The organism is Pseudoalteromonas sp. TB41 (genome assembly GCF_000497975.1).
Classification (GTDB): Bacteria; Pseudomonadota; Gammaproteobacteria; order Enterobacterales; family Alteromonadaceae; genus Pseudoalteromonas; species Pseudoalteromonas tetraodonis.
Genome location: NZ_AUTH01000082.1, coordinates 25,840 through 41,483, shown reverse-complemented (window position 1 = coordinate 41,483; position 15,644 = coordinate 25,840). Strand labels below are relative to the sequence as shown.

15 protein-coding genes are annotated in these 15,644 nt (G+C 41.2%); 3 read left to right on the top strand and 12 right to left on the bottom strand.

What is annotated here, in order from left to right:
* Positions 1-4: 4 nt before the first annotated feature.
* The 11 genes from fliM to L641_RS0112140 all read right to left on the bottom strand — a co-directional run bounded on the left by fliM (position 5) and on the right by L641_RS0112140 (position 11,988).
* Positions 5-1,096: a flagellar motor switch protein FliM gene (fliM, locus tag L641_RS0112190; protein WP_010387912.1), complete on the bottom strand. Its 1,092-nt coding sequence runs from the start codon at positions 1,094-1,096 to the stop codon at positions 5-7.
* Positions 1,097-1,105: 9 nt separating this feature from the next.
* A complete protein-coding gene (gene fliL, locus L641_RS0112185) occupies positions 1,106-1,633 on the bottom strand; it encodes a flagellar basal body-associated protein FliL (protein WP_013465555.1) in 528 nt (175 codons plus the stop codon).
* 57 nt (positions 1,634-1,690) lie between these two features.
* Complete coding sequence (locus L641_RS0112180; RefSeq protein ID WP_024602026.1) at positions 1,691-3,502, bottom strand: flagellar hook-length control protein FliK; 1,812 nt, start codon at positions 3,500-3,502, stop codon at positions 1,691-1,693.
* 87 nt (positions 3,503-3,589) lie between these two features.
* Positions 3,590-4,036, bottom strand: a complete 447-nt coding sequence (gene fliJ / locus L641_RS0112175) for a flagellar export protein FliJ (RefSeq protein ID WP_024602025.1) — start codon at positions 4,034-4,036, stop codon at positions 3,590-3,592.
* Positions 4,036-5,370, bottom strand: a complete 1,335-nt coding sequence (gene fliI / locus L641_RS0112170) for a flagellar protein export ATPase FliI (protein ID WP_008112184.1) — start codon at positions 5,368-5,370, stop codon at positions 4,036-4,038. The genes fliJ and fliI overlap by 1 nt, the downstream gene beginning before the upstream one ends.
* A gap of 18 nt (positions 5,371-5,388) precedes the next feature.
* On the bottom strand, positions 5,389-6,192 hold the full coding sequence (gene fliH / locus L641_RS0112165) for a flagellar assembly protein FliH (protein ID WP_024602024.1): 804 nt from the start codon (positions 6,190-6,192) through the stop codon (positions 5,389-5,391).
* Positions 6,193-6,195: 3 nt separating this feature from the next.
* Positions 6,196-7,236, bottom strand: a complete 1,041-nt coding sequence (fliG, locus tag L641_RS0112160) for a flagellar motor switch protein FliG (RefSeq protein ID WP_013465559.1) — start codon at positions 7,234-7,236, stop codon at positions 6,196-6,198.
* Positions 7,229-8,944: a flagellar basal-body MS-ring/collar protein FliF gene (gene fliF / locus L641_RS0112155; RefSeq protein ID WP_024602023.1), complete on the bottom strand. Its 1,716-nt coding sequence runs from the start codon at positions 8,942-8,944 to the stop codon at positions 7,229-7,231. Before fliF ends, fliG begins: the two co-directional genes overlap by 8 nt.
* 20 nt (positions 8,945-8,964) lie before the next feature.
* On the bottom strand, positions 8,965-9,297 hold the full coding sequence (fliE, locus tag L641_RS0112150) for a flagellar hook-basal body complex protein FliE (RefSeq protein ID WP_008112177.1): 333 nt from the start codon (positions 9,295-9,297) through the stop codon (positions 8,965-8,967).
* A gap of 157 nt (positions 9,298-9,454) precedes the next feature.
* On the bottom strand, positions 9,455-10,879 hold the full coding sequence (locus tag L641_RS0112145; protein WP_024602022.1) for a sigma-54 dependent transcriptional regulator: 1,425 nt from the start codon (positions 10,877-10,879) through the stop codon (positions 9,455-9,457).
* Positions 10,876-11,988 (bottom strand): ATP-binding protein, encoded by a 1,113-nt coding sequence (locus L641_RS0112140; protein WP_024602021.1) that lies wholly within the window; start codon positions 11,986-11,988, stop codon positions 10,876-10,878. The genes L641_RS0112145 and L641_RS0112140 overlap by 4 nt, the downstream gene beginning before the upstream one ends.
* 129 nt (positions 11,989-12,117) lie before the next feature.
* On the opposite strand from L641_RS0112140, the gene L641_RS0112135 reads away from it, so the two are divergent.
* Positions 12,118-12,720: a DNA-3-methyladenine glycosylase I gene (locus L641_RS0112135; RefSeq protein ID WP_024602020.1), complete on the top strand. Its 603-nt coding sequence runs from the start codon at positions 12,118-12,120 to the stop codon at positions 12,718-12,720.
* A 334-nt stretch (positions 12,721-13,054) separates the two neighbouring features.
* On the opposite strand, the gene L641_RS0112130 is transcribed toward L641_RS0112135, so the two are convergent.
* Positions 13,055-14,491, bottom strand: a complete 1,437-nt coding sequence (locus L641_RS0112130) for a sigma-54-dependent Fis family transcriptional regulator (protein WP_008112169.1) — start codon at positions 14,489-14,491, stop codon at positions 13,055-13,057.
* 367 nt (positions 14,492-14,858) lie between these two features.
* Here L641_RS0112130 and fliS point away from each other — a divergent pair, with 367 nt between their 5' ends.
* A complete protein-coding gene (gene fliS, locus L641_RS0112125; protein WP_008112168.1) occupies positions 14,859-15,254 on the top strand; it encodes a flagellar export chaperone FliS in 396 nt (131 codons plus the stop codon).
* The gene (locus L641_RS22335) at positions 15,254-15,577 is read left to right on the top strand and encodes a hypothetical protein (protein ID WP_024602019.1); all 324 of its coding nucleotides are present in this window, start codon (positions 15,254-15,256) and stop codon (positions 15,575-15,577) included. The genes fliS and L641_RS22335 overlap by 1 nt, the downstream gene beginning before the upstream one ends.
* Positions 15,578-15,644 lie beyond the last annotated feature (67 nt).

Below are 15,644 nucleotides of genomic sequence, written 5' to 3'. Positions count from 1 at the left end.
TCAATTACCAGTCTAAGTCTACACCGTTTGAAAGGTGTAAATCATCTTCTAGTTCTGCTAATTCTGCATCTGAATCAATTTTTTTGCCGCCTTTGGTAAAGACATGCAGCTCAGATTTAACTGAATCAGGGCGTTTAATTTTTTCACTAATTTGTAGCGCAACGTTATCGCGTGAACGACCCATTTTAGCTCTAAATGTAGGGAGTTCTTCCACAAATACGGTAATATGCTCAGGCATTTCAACTGGAATTATATCCCCAGCTTTGAGCTCCATTATTTGTTTTAAGCTTAAATCAACTTCAAGTAGCTGGGTCGATAAATCGACTTCTACGTCCATTATTTCGTCACGAAGCGCCTTACTCCAACGTAAATCGGTATCTTCAGTATCAGACTGAACACCCGCATCCAATAGCTCTCTGATAGGTTCGAGCATTGAATAAGGTAGCGCAATATGAAAGTCTCCCCCGCCACCATCCAGCTCAATATGAAAAGAGCTGATAACCACTACTTCGGTTGGGCTAACAATATTAGCCATCGCAGGGTTTACCTCAGAATCGAGGTACTCGAACGACACATCCATCACCGGTGCCCATGCTTCTTTGTAATCTTCAAAGATTATTTTCAGCAGCATTTGCACGATTCGGCGTTCTGTTGGGGTAAATTCACGTCCTTCAATTTTGGCATGATAACGGCCATCGCCACCAAAGAAGTTGTCTACCAGTATAAATACTAAGCGTGCTTCCATGGTAATAAGGCCGGTGCCTTTTAGTGGGCGAAAACGCACCATATTCAAACTCGTTGGTACAAACAAGGTATGTATGTACTCACCAAACTTGATCATTTGCACGCCGTTAATTGACACCTCAGCGGTGCGGCGCATCATGTTAAATAAGCTGATTCGCATGTGACGGGCAAATCGCTCGTTAACAATTTCAAGTGTCGGCATGCGACCACGCACGATGCGATCTTGCGAAGAAAAGTCGTACTGTAGTGTACTTCCCTCACCATCTTCACCGTCGTGTATATCTTCCTCTTCGACTTCATCGACACCATGTAATAGCGCATCAATTTCGTCTTGGGATAATAAATCGCTCACACTGGCCCCTTATTGCATCACAAAGCCGGTAAATAGTACCCGCTCAATTACTTTATTCCCTTCAACATCCATCATAGCGGCCTGTACTTTATCAAGTGCAGTAAAACGCAGTGTTTCTTTGCCTACACTGGTGCTAAGTTCATCAGCCGTTGTCATGGAAAATACACTCAGGAGTGTGCCTTCAATCAGTGGAATGTGTTTTTTAGCCGTTTCTTCATTACCATCGCCGCGCACTAATAATTGCACTTTAATCTGTACAATTCTATCGCGACTAGCCCCTGGCACATTAAAAATAAATGGTCTAGGCATCGCAACATATAAAGCACTGCCAACCGTTGCCGAAGAACTTGTTGGCGCAGCAGCTACCTCACCATTGGCAGCATCATCTGCAAGGGTTTCTACTGGCTCATCACCACCTGATAATAAAAAGTACCCTGCCACAGCGCCAACAATAAGTAATACAGCGGCAATAATTATTATGAGTTTGCTTTTACTTTTACTGACTTCTTCTATTTCTAAATTAGTATCTTCAGCCATTGTGTTTCCTTTATTTGCAAAGGTATTTGCTTGTTTTAACTATTATAATAGCAGGACTTAGGCATAGTAATCTATTGATGATGACGTTTGTTGTCCAGAACCCTGTATTTGTTTATCTGGTTGCTCACTATTTGTCTCATCTGTAGAGCGATTATTAGCCATTTGCCCTTGTGCATCACCTTCTTGTTGCTGTGCTTGCTCACCTGAGGAATCACCGTAAGAAATACTGCTTTCACCTAGTTCTAAACCTTGCTGCATCAGCATTTCTCTAAGCCTAGGTAACGACTGCTCCAGCGCTTCTTTGGCTTGCTGGTTTTGCACTACAAAGTTGATTTGTGCTTGTTCAGCATCACTTCTAATACGAATTTGCATGCTGCCCATTTCTGGCGGATCTAGGCGAATTTCAGCTTCTTTATTATTAATACTTAACATTGAGCTAACCCGCTCTTGTAGCATTTTAGCCGCATCACTTTTAATAATGTTTAAAGCCTGTAACGTGGCAGGATCAATGCTTACTTGTTTCGCTTGTGCTGTACTTTGTAACTGTCCTGCTTGCAAGCTTTGCGCTTCAATAATAGCTTGTTCGTACCCTAAAGTATCGTATTTAGCGAGACTACTAAGCGACTGTTTGTCAAATATATTAATGATCTGAGAGAAAATTTGTGCTGCACGCGGTGGCATTTGCTCAGCATTAGTGCCGCGCATGCTCTCTTTTTGTAATGCGTCTAACTGTTTGGCAAGCTCTTCAGGGTTATCAGCTACCGATTTTGAACTCTCTAATTTTAGCTCAGGTTTTACATTGGCTGATTCAGTACCAGCCTGTGCTTTTGGCGCTATTGCTCCCGCCAAAGCATTATTTGAAAATAGTGGCTTATCTTTGGCGCTAAACAAGCTGTCCGCGTTAATCGCGGTCTCTAAATCACTGATTACTCCTTTTAGCGAGGTAAGTTCTTTCGTTGATAAAGATTCATTTTTAACGTAACCCTGCAACTGATTGAGTAAGGCCTGTTTTTCTGAGGTAGTTAACGTACTTATTTGTGCATTAATGGTCTGCTGAGGTGTTTGCGGCTTCTCACTTTCACTCACATACTTACTGAGTAATTGCTTTAAATCCGCTAGGTTATCTTTATTAATTGGCTTGCTCATCGCATTAAGCTCAGTGGCTAATTCACCTTGCTGAGCAGGTGTTAAATTTGCCAATAATTTATCTGCTTTAATGGCATTATCATCTTTTGATAACAGCGCCAAAATTGATGAGTCTAATGATGATTTTACGGTTGTGGTATCAGTCGGCTTATCGGCCACCTTATCTGTTGCTAATTGGCTTGAAACAACATCGCCTTTTTGACTCGCATTAACAGCTGCTAGCGCTTTTGTGTCAAGCAGTGTCGGCTCACCTTCGCCTTTTCCTGCTAAATTAGCACCTTGTACATTTTGTGTTTGTGGAATGATTTCATCATCCATAACGGCATCACTTGGCAAATTAATAACAATAGGTGCAAGCTTATCTTCAGGCTTGATGTTTATTTTGACACCGTCTTTATCTATTAACTGTGCACCGCCATGAGGGGGATTTTTTACTGAGGTATCGATTACCTGTGCCGCATTAATTTGCGCCAGCATATCTTCACCGCTCAAAGGCTTATCTTCGCTAGTTTGCTCTTTTAAGTCGGATGGTTCATCTGATGATTGTTTTTGTGGCGCTTTGGCTTGCGCCCCTTGTGTTTCAGAAGCTTGACTAGCAAGAGCTAATTGATCAAAAAAGCCAGCATCATTACTGCTATCTAGCTTTGTTTTATCACTGTCTTTTTTAACTAAGTATGAGTCTTGCTCAGATACCGCTAACATTGAAATATCATTTATCGCCATAAATCACCTAATAAAAGCGGCAACAGCCCACCGCACAATCCTAAAAATCATTGCTCTTATAGAATCTAAGCAATTAACATGCCTACCTTATAGCGCTTTATTCCTTTGATAAAACTGATTTGAGGAAAATTCATCGAGCATTTTTTGCTCACTTTTAGCGGCCAACATATCCGCTTTTATCTGTTGTTTTTCAATTAACTTAGCAACCGCTTTCGCTTTTACTTGTTGCTTTAACCACAAGGTTTTACGCTGGCTAACCACCTGCTTTGCAGTGTTAACAGTGCTTGCTTGTTGACGTATCGCTTCTTCAATCTTAGCAATGAATGCATGATACTGACTAAATCCGGCACTTGATAAACCCGACTGCCCCTTAATATGAAGTTGCTGCGTGTATTCAAGTCGAAAGTCATTTAAGCCCTGCAGCTTTTGCTGATTTACTTGCAAATTTTGATTAGCTTGCAAGTAGCTCATGCGCAACGTTTCTTCTTTTTCGTTTTCAAGCCTGAGCAACAAATGCAGTTTATTTTTTGCCATTATGCTTGTCCTAATAATTGCGCGAGCCCTTGAAGGCCATCATCATAGCTAATCACATCACGCATCCCTTGTTGTAAAAATGCGTTCACTCTTGGCATCATGTTTATTGCCTGATCGAGCATTTGATCACTGCCTTTTTGATAAGCGCCCAAGGTGATCATGTCTTTGTTCTGTTGATACATTGAATACACTTGCTTAAGCACCCGAGCTTGTTGCATGTGCGATTCAGACACCACTTGAGGCATAACTCGAGAAATCGATTTTTCTATGTCAATGGCAGGATAATGGCCGCTGTCGGCTAAATCACGAGATAAAACAATATGTCCGTCAAGTATGGCACGTGCAGCATCAGCAATCGGGTCTTGCATGTCATCGCCTTCACTCAGTACGGTAAAAAAGGCAGTAATAGAGCCTTGCCCTTCCCCGCCATTACCCGCTCTTTCCACCAGCGCAGGTAATTTAGCAAATACTGAAGGTGGGTAACCTTTTGTTGCAGGGGGCTCACCTACAGCCAGGGCGATTTCACGCTGTGCCATAGCATAACGCGTCACCGAGTCGAGTAATAACAATACGTTTAAACCTTGATCTCGAAAATACTCTGCAATGGTTACCGCACTTTCGCAGCCTTTTAATCGCATTAATGGTGAGGCATCAGCGGGGGCTGCAACAACAACTGAACGTTTACGCCCTTCAACACCCAGTATTTCTTCAATAAATTCTTTTACTTCTCGACCACGCTCACCGACTAAACCCACTACAATCACATCGGCTTCACTGCCTCGGGTCATCATGCCTAATAATACTGATTTACCCACACCAGAGCCTGCAAATAAGCCCATGCGCTGGCCTTGGCCGACAGTAATCACCGAGTTAATAGCACGTACCCCCACATCCATAGGCTTACTAATGGGGCGTCTTGCAAGAGGGTTTATTGCATTTTGAGCAAATTTGAGTGTATGTTCTGCATTAATTTTACCTAAGCCATCTAAAGGTCTGCCTAAGCCGTCTACCACTCGACCAAGTAAGCTCATGCCAACAGGCAAACCTGTGTCATTAACTTGGGGGATAACTCGCGCACCAGGAAGTACGCCTGAAATGTGGTCGTTAGGCATTAAATACAAAGTTTGATCGTTAAATCCAACAATTTCAGCGTCAACAAAGCCGTTCATTGTTTCAATTTTACATTGGCTGCCTACCGGAGCGCGCAAACCTTTGGCTTCCAGTGTTAAACCAACCACACGCGTTAAAACTCCCGCGACTGCAGGCGCTGGAATTTTAATATGTCGTTGGTATTGAGATAAGCGTTCGCTTAATGAAGTATCGCTCACAGACATGACACGCCAATAAAAAAGTTAGATACCACTATTATGCAAAAAGCTATCCAACGTTTCTTTGACACGGGTTTTCAAGGTCATATCTAAAGATGATAACGTTGTTTTAACTTCACAACCGCCCCGCTCTAGAGTGGGTTCTGCAATTAATTGCCAATGATTATCTTCAATAGCTTGTTCACCATAACTGGCTTTTATCAGCGTTAAGTCATCTGGATGAAGATGAATTCGAACTTTTTCTTGTTCTGCATTAAGTGCATCAATGCTTTTTTTCAAAGTATGTAAAATAATATCAGGTGATGTTTTTACTTCTTGATAAATAATCGCTTCACTGAGCATAGTGGCTAGCTGTACCAGCTGTTTTTCTGCTTGCTCGTCCACTTTTTTAAGCGGGTCGCTTAAACTATCTAGTAAGCCACGCAGGCTGGTCAACTGCTCATCAATTAAGGGTTTAACGTCTTCTTGGCCTTGTGTTTTACCCAGCTCTACACCTTCTTTGTAACCCGCCTCTTTACCCTCGGTTACGCCTTTGTCAAAGCCATCTATATAGCCTTGTTCGTGCCCTTGTTTAAGGCCTTCTTCGTAGGCATCTTGGCGAATACGCTCCAGCTCTACCATAGTTAATGAAGGCAGCTCTGGTTCTTCCGGTTCTTCTACTTGTTCTTTTGCTATTTCTTTACGGTATAGCTCGGCTAAGGGTGTGCCATAAGCCGTAGAGCGATTGCGAAAGCTTCGCTCATCGGGAGCAACATCAGGAATTGGCCAATTTTTTAATAACTCATCAGCTTCATCTGCATGTAACGGGCGACCTTTAGAGTGACTCATAGGTTATAAGAACTCCTCACCACCGCCACCACCAAGCATAATTTCACCTGAATCAGAAAGGCGACGTGCTGTTGATAAAATTTCTTTTTGCGCCGCTTCTACTTCACTAATGCGCACAGGAGCCATAGCTTCTAAATCATCAGCGAGCATTTCAGCGGCACGTTTTGACATGTTACCCAAAATTTTCTCTTTAAGGGCATCGTCGGTCCCTTTAATGGCTTTCATTAATACATCTTGCGGCACTTCACGCAGGATTGCTTGAATGCCTCTGTCGTCTACATCCATTAAGTTTTCGAAGACAAACATTAAGTCTTGAATTTGTTGCGACATTTCTTCGTCATGCTCACGGATTGAATCCATTAACTGCCCTTCAACATTGGTATCGAGGTAGTTCATGATATCTGCCGCAGCTTTTAAGCCACCCATTTTCGCAGCTTGTGCACCCGCTTGACCGGCAAATTGTTTTTCCATAATTTCATTCAATTCTTGCAATGCTGCCGGTTGTACTTCTTCTAAATTAGCAATACGCATGGTTAAATCGAGGCGCACTTTTTCAGGAAATTGCGCTAAAATTTCAGCCGACTGTTCAGGCTCTAGGTAAGAGAGAACAATTGTTTGAATTTGTGGATGCTCATTACGAATAATGTTAGCCACCTGTTTAGAGTCCATCCATTTTAATGAATCAAGGCCTTTAGCGCCTGAACCCATCACTATTTGGTCTATCAAGCTGGCGGCTTTATCTTCACCTAATGCGGCTGTAAGTGCTTTTTTGATGAAGTCTTCAGACTGAAAACCTATCGTACTAAAGCTTTGAATTTGTTCAATAAATAAATTATGAACCGCGCTAATTTTAGCTTGTGACAAATCATCGATTGCCGCCATGGCCATACCGACCTTTTGCACTTGTTTTGGCTCTAAGTGCTTTAGGATTTGCGCTGCATCTTCTTCAGTTAAGCTCAGCAATAATATCGCGGCTTTATCTACACCATCAAGTTTATCAACATCAAACGCTTGAGGTAGTTGTTTTTGTTCTTGATCAGTCATCTTCTGTTAACCACGCTTTCACTACTTGTGATGATAGTTCTGGTTCATTGGCTACAAGGGCACGAACCGCTTTGAGTAAGTCTTCGTCGCCGTGTAGGTCTGGTAAGCGTAGTGTACCATCGCTTGAGAAGCCAACAGAAGCAGAATCAAAGTCATTATTTAGCATATCTAATGTGCTGTCACCAAGATCAACACCTGAACTAAGAGAATCTTCATCGTATTCTTCAAGTGTATTATCTGGGTAGATTAAGCGTTTAAGCATAGGTTTAACGACAGCTAAAATCAGTACAATAATAACCAGTGCACCTAATACTAAGCGCATCATTTTCATAAACCAATCTTGTTCCCATAAAGGCAACTCAAAATCAAGCGCTGAGTCTTCACGAACAAATGGTACGGTCACTACTTCAAGTGCATCGCCACGTTGCATATCAAAGCCTACGCCACCTTGTAACAAGCGACGAATATTTGACAGGGCTTCAACCGAGCGTGGCGTCATAGTTGTTTCACCATTTTCACCCACCGTAGGCAGGTAATCAACCGCAACAGAGACACTTATTCTGCGGATCACTCCAGTTTGCTGACGCTTATGTGAAATAGTGGTATCGAGTTCATAGTTACGAGTGGCTTCTTTGTGAGTTCTACTCGGTGAGGTTGCAGTGCCTGCACCGCCCGCCATCGCATCTTCAGGAATAGTTGAGTTAACTGGTGGCTGATTAGTCAGCGCGCCTGGAATACCAACCGCTAGGCCACCAATATTATTTTCTTCAAAGGTCGTTTCACTTCTTACCGCAGGTAAATCTGGGTTGTAACGTTTTTGTGTTTCTTCTACCGCACTAAAGTCCATACTTAAATCTACTTGTGCGGTGTAATTACCTAATCCAACCACGGGAATTAAAATACTGTCGATTTTTTCTAGGTATTCTTGCTCACGTTTACGTTCTATATCGTATTCTTTACGCGAGCGTGCAGCTAAAGAGGTTTGCGAGCCTGAATTTAATAAACGACCATTTTGATCGGTCACAGTAACGCGCGAAGGCTCAAGCCCTTGTACCGCTGAAGCTATCATATCAACAACCGAGTCAACTTCTTCGCCATCTAGAGAGCGACCGCGTTTAAGAGTAAGTACAACAGTCGCAGAGGGTTTTTTCTCTCTACGGGCAAATACATTTTCTTTGGGAATAGCTAACAATACTTTGGCGCGAGTAACATTATTTAGCTCTTCTATAGTACGGGCAAGTTGTTGCTCACGGCCATGTTTAAGGCGCTCACGTTCTAAACGTTGGCTTACCCCAAACCCCATGTCTTGCATAATAATGTCGCTACCTGATGTAGGCCCTTGATCTAAACCTTCACGGGTCATTAATAACTTGATATTTTGATATTCAGTTTCATCCACCGAGACCACATTGCCATCAAGTTGGTAGTCAATTTTTTGTGCATCTAAAAAGTCGAGTGTTTCTATTAACTCTTCAGTTTGCATTTTACCTAAAGGGCGCATATCTGGCTGACGAGCCCAAATAATAACGAAAATAGCAATGGCTAAACAAATAGCTAATGCAACAATCAGGGTAATTTGACGTAAAACATCAACACCGCCAAGGGAACTGAAATAGCCTGATTTTTGCTCTTGTTGATCTTCGTTTTCACTTTGCTCCATCATGCCATCAGCAAGTGCCAGATCTGTAGATTGATTAGATTGCGCCACAATAATTCTCCACTACCTAGTTAAACAGGCATGTTCATAATTTCTTTATAAGACTCAACAAGCTTATTACGAACCTGTACCGTAGCTTCAAATGCCACAGAAGACTTTTGCGAAGCAATCATAGCCTCAGCAAGTGATACGCTTCTGTCGCCATTCTCTACCGCTTTTACTTTTTGTCCTGCGTCTTGCTGAAGTTCATGCACTGTATTAAGGGCATTACTCAACATGTCACCAAACTGTGCTGTAGAGGTTGATTGCACTTGCGTTGGCAAGTTATTAACTTGATTACTACGTGTGGCCTCTGCAGCCATTGATTGCATTTCTTGAAATAAAGCACTGTTTTGAATTTTCATAATTGTCTCTGATAATGCAGTAAACTCTTAAAGAGAATAAAGCACAAAACATGCCAAAAATTAAAATCAATTAAAACAACGATTTAAGTAAAATAATTAAGCAGTCAGAGTTTTGACAGCCCTAAATTCAAGTGATTGAACTTAGGGCTTATGGGGGTTATGCTGGGAGGGAAATACCTAAATCACGCATTTGTGCTAATTTGTAGCGTAAAGTACGCGGGCTAATACCTAAGGTTTCGGCGACCTCTTTACGTTTTCCTTGGCAGCGTGCCAAGGTTTCTAAAATAATACGATGTTCTTTATCTTTAAGCTCATCTTTGTAACTACCTGTATCGACGGCTAACAAATCATTTTTTTGCTCATCTGCAGGCGCTGCTTTTTCATCATAATAAGCGTTACTGAGACTACTTTTTACAGGCTCAATGTCAGCTTTAGTTTCTACCACAAAATGCGTTGGGGCTAGATTTTCGATAAAAATAGCATGCTCATCAATACTATTCCCACTGCGTAAAATTAATGCTCGCTGGATAACGTTATCTAGTTCGCGTACGTTACCGGGCCAGCTATGGCTAAGCAGTTTTTGTTCAGCGCTTGTATCTAGGTACGCCATTGGCTCTTTGCTTTTACTTAAGTGACGTTCAATCAAATGTTTAGCCAGCACTATAATATCCCCTGGGCGCTCACACAGTGGTCGCCACAGCAGTGGGAAAACATTGAGTCGATAGTATAAATCTTCGCGGAACTGGTTTTCAGCAACCGCTTCTTTTAACTCTCGGTTACTTGTGGCAAGCACACGTACATCCAGTGCAATGGTTTTACGACCGCCTAAACGCTCAACTTCGCGTTCTTGTAATACCCGCAGTAGTTTAGCTTGTAAGCCTAAATCCATTTCGGTGATTTCATCAAGTAAAATAGTACCGCCCTGTGCTTGTTCAAACTTACCAGGGCAAGCTTGAATAGCACCGGTAAACGCGCCTTTCTCATAACCAAATAAAGTGGCTTCGAGCATATTTTCAGGAATAGCAGCACAGTTAATCGCTACAAACGGTTCGTTACAGCGTTTTGATTTGTCATGAATATAACGCGCCAGTACTTCTTTACCAGAGCCACTTGGCCCAAGCACCATCACACTGGCATCTGAACGAGCAACTTTACCTGCAAGTTCAAGTAGTTGAATACTACTAGGGTCGGCAACAATAGGACCGTCTGTTTCTTTTTCTTTTTCTGGTAAGTAACGACTCACCATATTCAATAGCACTTCTGGTGCAAATGGCTTAGCCATATAATCAATCGCGCCTAAACGCATAGCCTCTACAGCATCATCAATAGTGGCGTAGGCCGTCATCATTAGTACGGGTAAATCAGGGTAATTTAATTTAATACTACGTAATAAATCCAAGCCGCTCATTGCGCCCATTTGTACATCACTGACCACCAATGAAAATGCTTCTTTTTTTAGTAGCACCATGGCTTGCTCGGCACTATTGGCGGCCATACAGGCTATACCTGACATTTCAAGCGTATCAATTAATGCTTCACGAAGTCCGGCGTCATCTTCTACAACTAAAATAGTGTTACTCATTGTGACTCCCCTAATTTAGATGTGACACTAATAGGTAGCAACATACTAAAAATTGCTCCCCCTTGTGGGTTGTTGTTTGCTTCAACACGTCCCTGATGTGCACTGGCCACTGAACTTACAACGGCAAGTCCTAAACCAGTACCTTGGCTTTTAGTGGTATAAAAGGGTTCAAATATTTTCTCGCTCTGGCCTAGGTCAATACCTGGACCATTGTCACTAACGCTAATGCGCACAAAGTCAGCGTTTTGCTTATCACGCAAAGCACTAAGATGTACTTGTGCGCCATTGCCAATGACTTGAATACTGTTATGAATAAGATTTTGAATTGCGCTAGCCAATGCTGTTTTGTTACCCATAATTTCAATATCGGGTTCAGGTAAGCTCACATTTAATTCGCTATCATTGAGCGCTACCATAGCATCGGCACCGGCTTTAACTTCACTTAGTAGCTGTTGCATCGACACTTGCTCAACAACTTGCTGATCACCACTTTTAGCAAATAACAGCATGTCGTTTACTTGGGTTTCTAAATCTTTTAAACGTGACATTAATTTAGTATGAAAACTGCCGCGAGAAGCTTCGGATAAGCGTTTTGAGCCTAAATTTGCAGCATACAACATAGCCGCTGATAACGGTGTGCGTACTTGATGAGCCAAAGACGCCACCATTTTACCTAAGGCACTTAAACGCTGCATATGCGCGACTCGCTTTTGTAAGCGTCGGGTTTCGGTTAAATCGGTCATTAGTATAAGTTGCCCAGGCTCAGGCGCGAGTGCAGTAATATCGAGCTTTATTAAGCGTCCATCTTTTAACGACACTTCATGACCATCATCTTGATGAGGACGAAATGAGCGCTGAATAACGCTAAACCACTTCTCTCCTTCTAATGGCTCGCCGAGCATATCGATAGCTATTTGGTTTGCCTTAGCGATCATTCCTTTACCATCAAGTACAATCACGCCCGCAGGCATGGTATCAACCAGATGAGAGAGCCAACTTGCTTGTTGACGCAAATCACTCAACTCACCAACATACTCCTCTTGCAGTAAACATGGGTTATACTGATTAGCAGAAATAAACTGAGGTTTTAGCACACTTGCAAGGGCCATAATCAACTCTCTAAAATAATGTAGATACACTGGATAATGCACAATATGTACCAAAATTATTTCCTTATAATATCAACAATTTAAACAGTTAAAATACGTGCCGTAAAAATGACGCGCTAAGGAATAAGCATGAAAGAGGAAGCTCAGTATCGCTGTCCATGGTTAGATACTTCAAAACCAGACTACGTGGATTACCATGACCATGAATGGGGCGTACCTGTGTATAACGATCACCTACTTTTTGAGTTTTTGACATTAGAATCGGCACAAGCGGGGCTCAGCTGGTACACCATATTAAAAAAGCGTGAGAATTATAAAAATGCCTTTGCCAACTTTGACGTAAATAAAGTAGCGGCCTTTACTGAGCAGGACCTAGAAACATTAATGCAAAATGCGGGAATTGTTCGCAATCGCTTAAAAATAGCCGCAGCAATTAATAATGCAAAGTGCTTCATTGCTATTCAAAAAGAGTTTGGCAGCTTTAGTGATTACCAGTGGCGGTTTGTTGGTAATAAACCTCAGGTAAACGATTTAGAGACGCTTGCGGATTACCCTGCAGTTACTGAAGCATCAACGTTATTTGCAAAAGATTTAAAAAAGCGCGGTTTTAAGTTTTTAGGCCCAACCACAGTGTATGCCTACATGCAGGCGTGCGGAATGGTTAACGATCATAGTAATAACTGTTTTAGGAAGGAAGAAGTTAAAAAGTTAGGGTTAAAGGTTAAAGGTTAAAGGTTAAAGGTTAAAGGTTAAAGGTTAAAGGTTAAAGGTTAAAGGTTAAAGGTTAAAGGTTAAAGGTTAAAGGTTAAAGGTTAAAGGTTAAAGGTTAAAGGTTAAGCAAATAGCATAACTTTAGGCTTTTTGGTTTTAACCCTTTAATTGTTATATTTACCCAAAAAACAGTAAGTTGGCACCCAACGCAGACGTGGGGTAAACCTGCTAAAAAATAGAACCTGTAACGGATTCAGTGTAACTACCGGTGTTTAGTTTTTCTAACCTAATATCTAATACCTAATACCTAATACCTAATACCTAATACCTAAAATATAACACCTGCACTTTGCTCTTAATCCCTAGACAAGTTATATTTTTTCATTTTTTCGACCAGTGTGGTTCGCCTTACGCCAAGTACTTCAGCAGCACGGGCGACAACGTAATCAAAGCGCTCTAATGCCTGTGTGATTAAGTTAATTTCAAGCTCAGCTAAGTACTCTTTAAGCTCAATACCTTCATCGGGCAATAACCCAGGGGCCGCTTGAGCAAAATCATCTTCGAGATCTATTTCGTCTTCACTAAATCCGCCGCTAAAAATATCATTAAACGCATCACGCTCCATCAGTTCTTCTGGATACTGAGGCTCATAGGCTTCAACTTCAATGTAGCGGTATTTGTTAGGTAAGTCAGGAACATCCACCACCTTATCTGGGAACATAATAACCATACGCTCAACTAGGTTCGCGAGCTCACGGATATTACCCGGCCAAGAATGTTCTTTTAAACTATCAATAGCACGCTCTGTAAACTTAGCCGTAGTACCGCTTTGCTCATTTACGCGGCGCATAAGCTCTTTAAGTAGTAATGGTATGTCTTCTGCGCGTTGAGCAAGAGATGGGCTCTCAATAGGAAAAACATTGAGACGATAGTATAAATCTTCTCTAAATGAGCCTTTTTCTATCATGTTTTCAAGGTCTCGGTGGGTTGCGGCAATAACACGCACATCAGCTTGAATCGCTTTAGTACCACCAACGCGCTCATAGCTGCGCTCTTGTAGCACTCGCAGTAACTTAACCTGCATTTGCAGTGGCATGTCGCCGATTTCATCTAAAAATAGGGTGCCACCTTGCGCCAATTCAAACCGGCCTTTACGTGCTGAAATAGCGCCGGTAAATGCACCTTTTTCATGACCAAATAGTTCACTTTCTAGTAGCTCTGCAGGAATTGCCCCACAGTTTACTGGTACAAATGGGCCTTTGTTACGCTTAGAAAGCAAATGTACGTTTCGGGCAACTACTTCTTTACCTGTGCCCGACTCACCTAAAATAAGTACGTTAGCATCGGTTTTAGCAACCTGCGTAATTAAAAAGCGTAAATCTTTTACGGCTTTGGTTTCACCAACAAGACCATCAAAGGTGCTTTTCTCTTTATTATTTTTATGTTCATGCGGCAACATGCGCTGATATTGCTGACAGTCGTGTAACAGCTGTGTGGTTATTTCATGAGTAAATGGCTCACATATCAACCCCACAACATTAGCCAAACTCAACAAAGGTTTAAGCGTTTCACCAATGAGTAAAAAAGGAAATGTTGGGTATCGTTTAATTAAACTTTCGTGATCTAAAGACTGCAAAGCACCTAACACCACAATACATTCTTTGTTTTGATAGTGGCTACATGCCTGTTCAAAGTCAGCTTCTGTTTGCAACTGTACCGCCTCACCAATAAAAGTAAGCGATGCGTATAATCCAATAGAGCGATTGTTATTATTATCTAAAATTAAGATCATCTTTAGCGAGCCATTTATTTCACTAATTTGTTTTATTAATCAAATTGTAAGCCAGTTGGGTTTGGATGCAAGCAATAGCGGCGATTTTTTGACATTAACGCCAAAAAACAGACACTGGCCGCACAAAGTCAATACTTTATAACTATTAATTGCCTGGGTAGTTTTAGTGACATACATACTTAGGATGAATTAAACGACATATAATGCGATTTTCAATGATACGATTTCACACAGTAAAAACTCATAAAAACTGCTATTATTATTTAAAGGTGTGACTGTTTTGGCCGATAAAGTAATAGTCAAACTTATGTTGGAACTAAACTTGCTTAGAGTTCTGAACATGTAATTAAAATTTAAGGAATTACCTATGGCTCATGCATCAATCAATAAATACCGTCAAATAACAGTTAGCAGCGTTAAAGAGATGACACCTTATGATCAAGTCAAACTCGTGTTTGTAAATATTGTTGGCAAGCTCTCTGCTGCAAAAGGATTTATTGAACGTAAAGAGTTAGAAAAAAAAGGCAACGCAATCTCTGATTGTATTGTGCTACTTGGTGCGTTGCAGCAAGTGTTAAATTTTGAAGACAATAATGAAGTATCAACTAACTTAGACTCTTTGTACGATTACTGTCAGCGTTGCTTATTAACTGCAAACCTTGAAAACAACATTGATAAAATTGATGAAGTAATTACCTTAATTAAAGAGATTAAGTCAGGCTGGGAAGCAATTCCATTCGAACAAAGAGAACCACAACTGTAATGTCTTTAAATCGGGTTACAAGCTCACAAGTTAAAGATAGTGAGACTCGAGCATATTGCAATGAGCTAGTAAGTTTGATTGCTGACTCAGAAGATTGGGATATTGAGCAAGCGCTGAATATTCATAATAAACTTGATATTCACATAAGTAGCTCACTTTCTAGAGAAAAAACTCATTATTCAGCTACTGAACTTGAGTTTTTAATTAACCTAATAGAACAGCTATCTGTTAAAATAGATAATCAAAAGCAACTATTAGCGGTTAAAATAGTTGGTAATCAAAAAAATAAAAAAGCTGTAAATAAGTATAAATCTAATATTTAAAAACACTTCTTGCCTTAGCTAACCCCCTATTTTATTCCCCTTTACAGAGTGATTAAGCAGATTTTTC

What these genes read in the sequence shown, in the direction of transcription:
- fliL (WP_013465555.1), bottom strand. Translation starts at nt 1,633, where the DNA reads ATGGCTGAAGATACTAATTTAGAAATAGAAGAAGTCAGTAAAAGTAAA.
- L641_RS0112180 (WP_024602026.1), bottom strand. Translation starts at nt 3,502, where the DNA reads ATGGCGATAAATGATATTTCAATGTTAGCGGTATCTGAGCAAGACTCA.
- fliJ (WP_024602025.1), bottom strand. Translation starts at nt 4,036, where the DNA reads ATGGCAAAAAATAAACTGCATTTGTTGCTCAGGCTTGAAAACGAAAAA.
- fliI (WP_008112184.1), bottom strand. Translation starts at nt 5,370, where the DNA reads ATGTCTGTGAGCGATACTTCATTAAGCGAACGCTTATCTCAATACCAA.
- fliH (WP_024602024.1), bottom strand. Translation starts at nt 6,192, where the DNA reads ATGAGTCACTCTAAAGGTCGCCCGTTACATGCAGATGAAGCTGATGAG.
- fliG (WP_013465559.1), bottom strand. Translation starts at nt 7,236, where the DNA reads ATGACTGATCAAGAACAAAAACAACTACCTCAAGCGTTTGATGTTGAT.
- fliE (WP_008112177.1), bottom strand. Translation starts at nt 9,297, where the DNA reads ATGAAAATTCAAAACAGTGCTTTATTTCAAGAAATGCAATCAATGGCT.
- L641_RS0112145 (WP_024602022.1), bottom strand. Translation starts at nt 10,879, where the DNA reads ATGAGTAACACTATTTTAGTTGTAGAAGATGACGCCGGACTTCGTGAA.
- L641_RS0112140 (WP_024602021.1), bottom strand. Translation starts at nt 11,988, where the DNA reads ATGGCCCTTGCAAGTGTGCTAAAACCTCAGTTTATTTCTGCTAATCAG.
- L641_RS0112135 (WP_024602020.1), top strand. Translation starts at nt 12,118, where the DNA reads ATGAAAGAGGAAGCTCAGTATCGCTGTCCATGGTTAGATACTTCAAAA.
- L641_RS0112130 (WP_008112169.1), bottom strand. Translation starts at nt 14,491, where the DNA reads ATGATCTTAATTTTAGATAATAATAACAATCGCTCTATTGGATTATAC.
- fliS (WP_008112168.1), top strand. Translation starts at nt 14,859, where the DNA reads ATGGCTCATGCATCAATCAATAAATACCGTCAAATAACAGTTAGCAGC.
- L641_RS22335 (WP_024602019.1), top strand. Translation starts at nt 15,254, where the DNA reads ATGTCTTTAAATCGGGTTACAAGCTCACAAGTTAAAGATAGTGAGACT.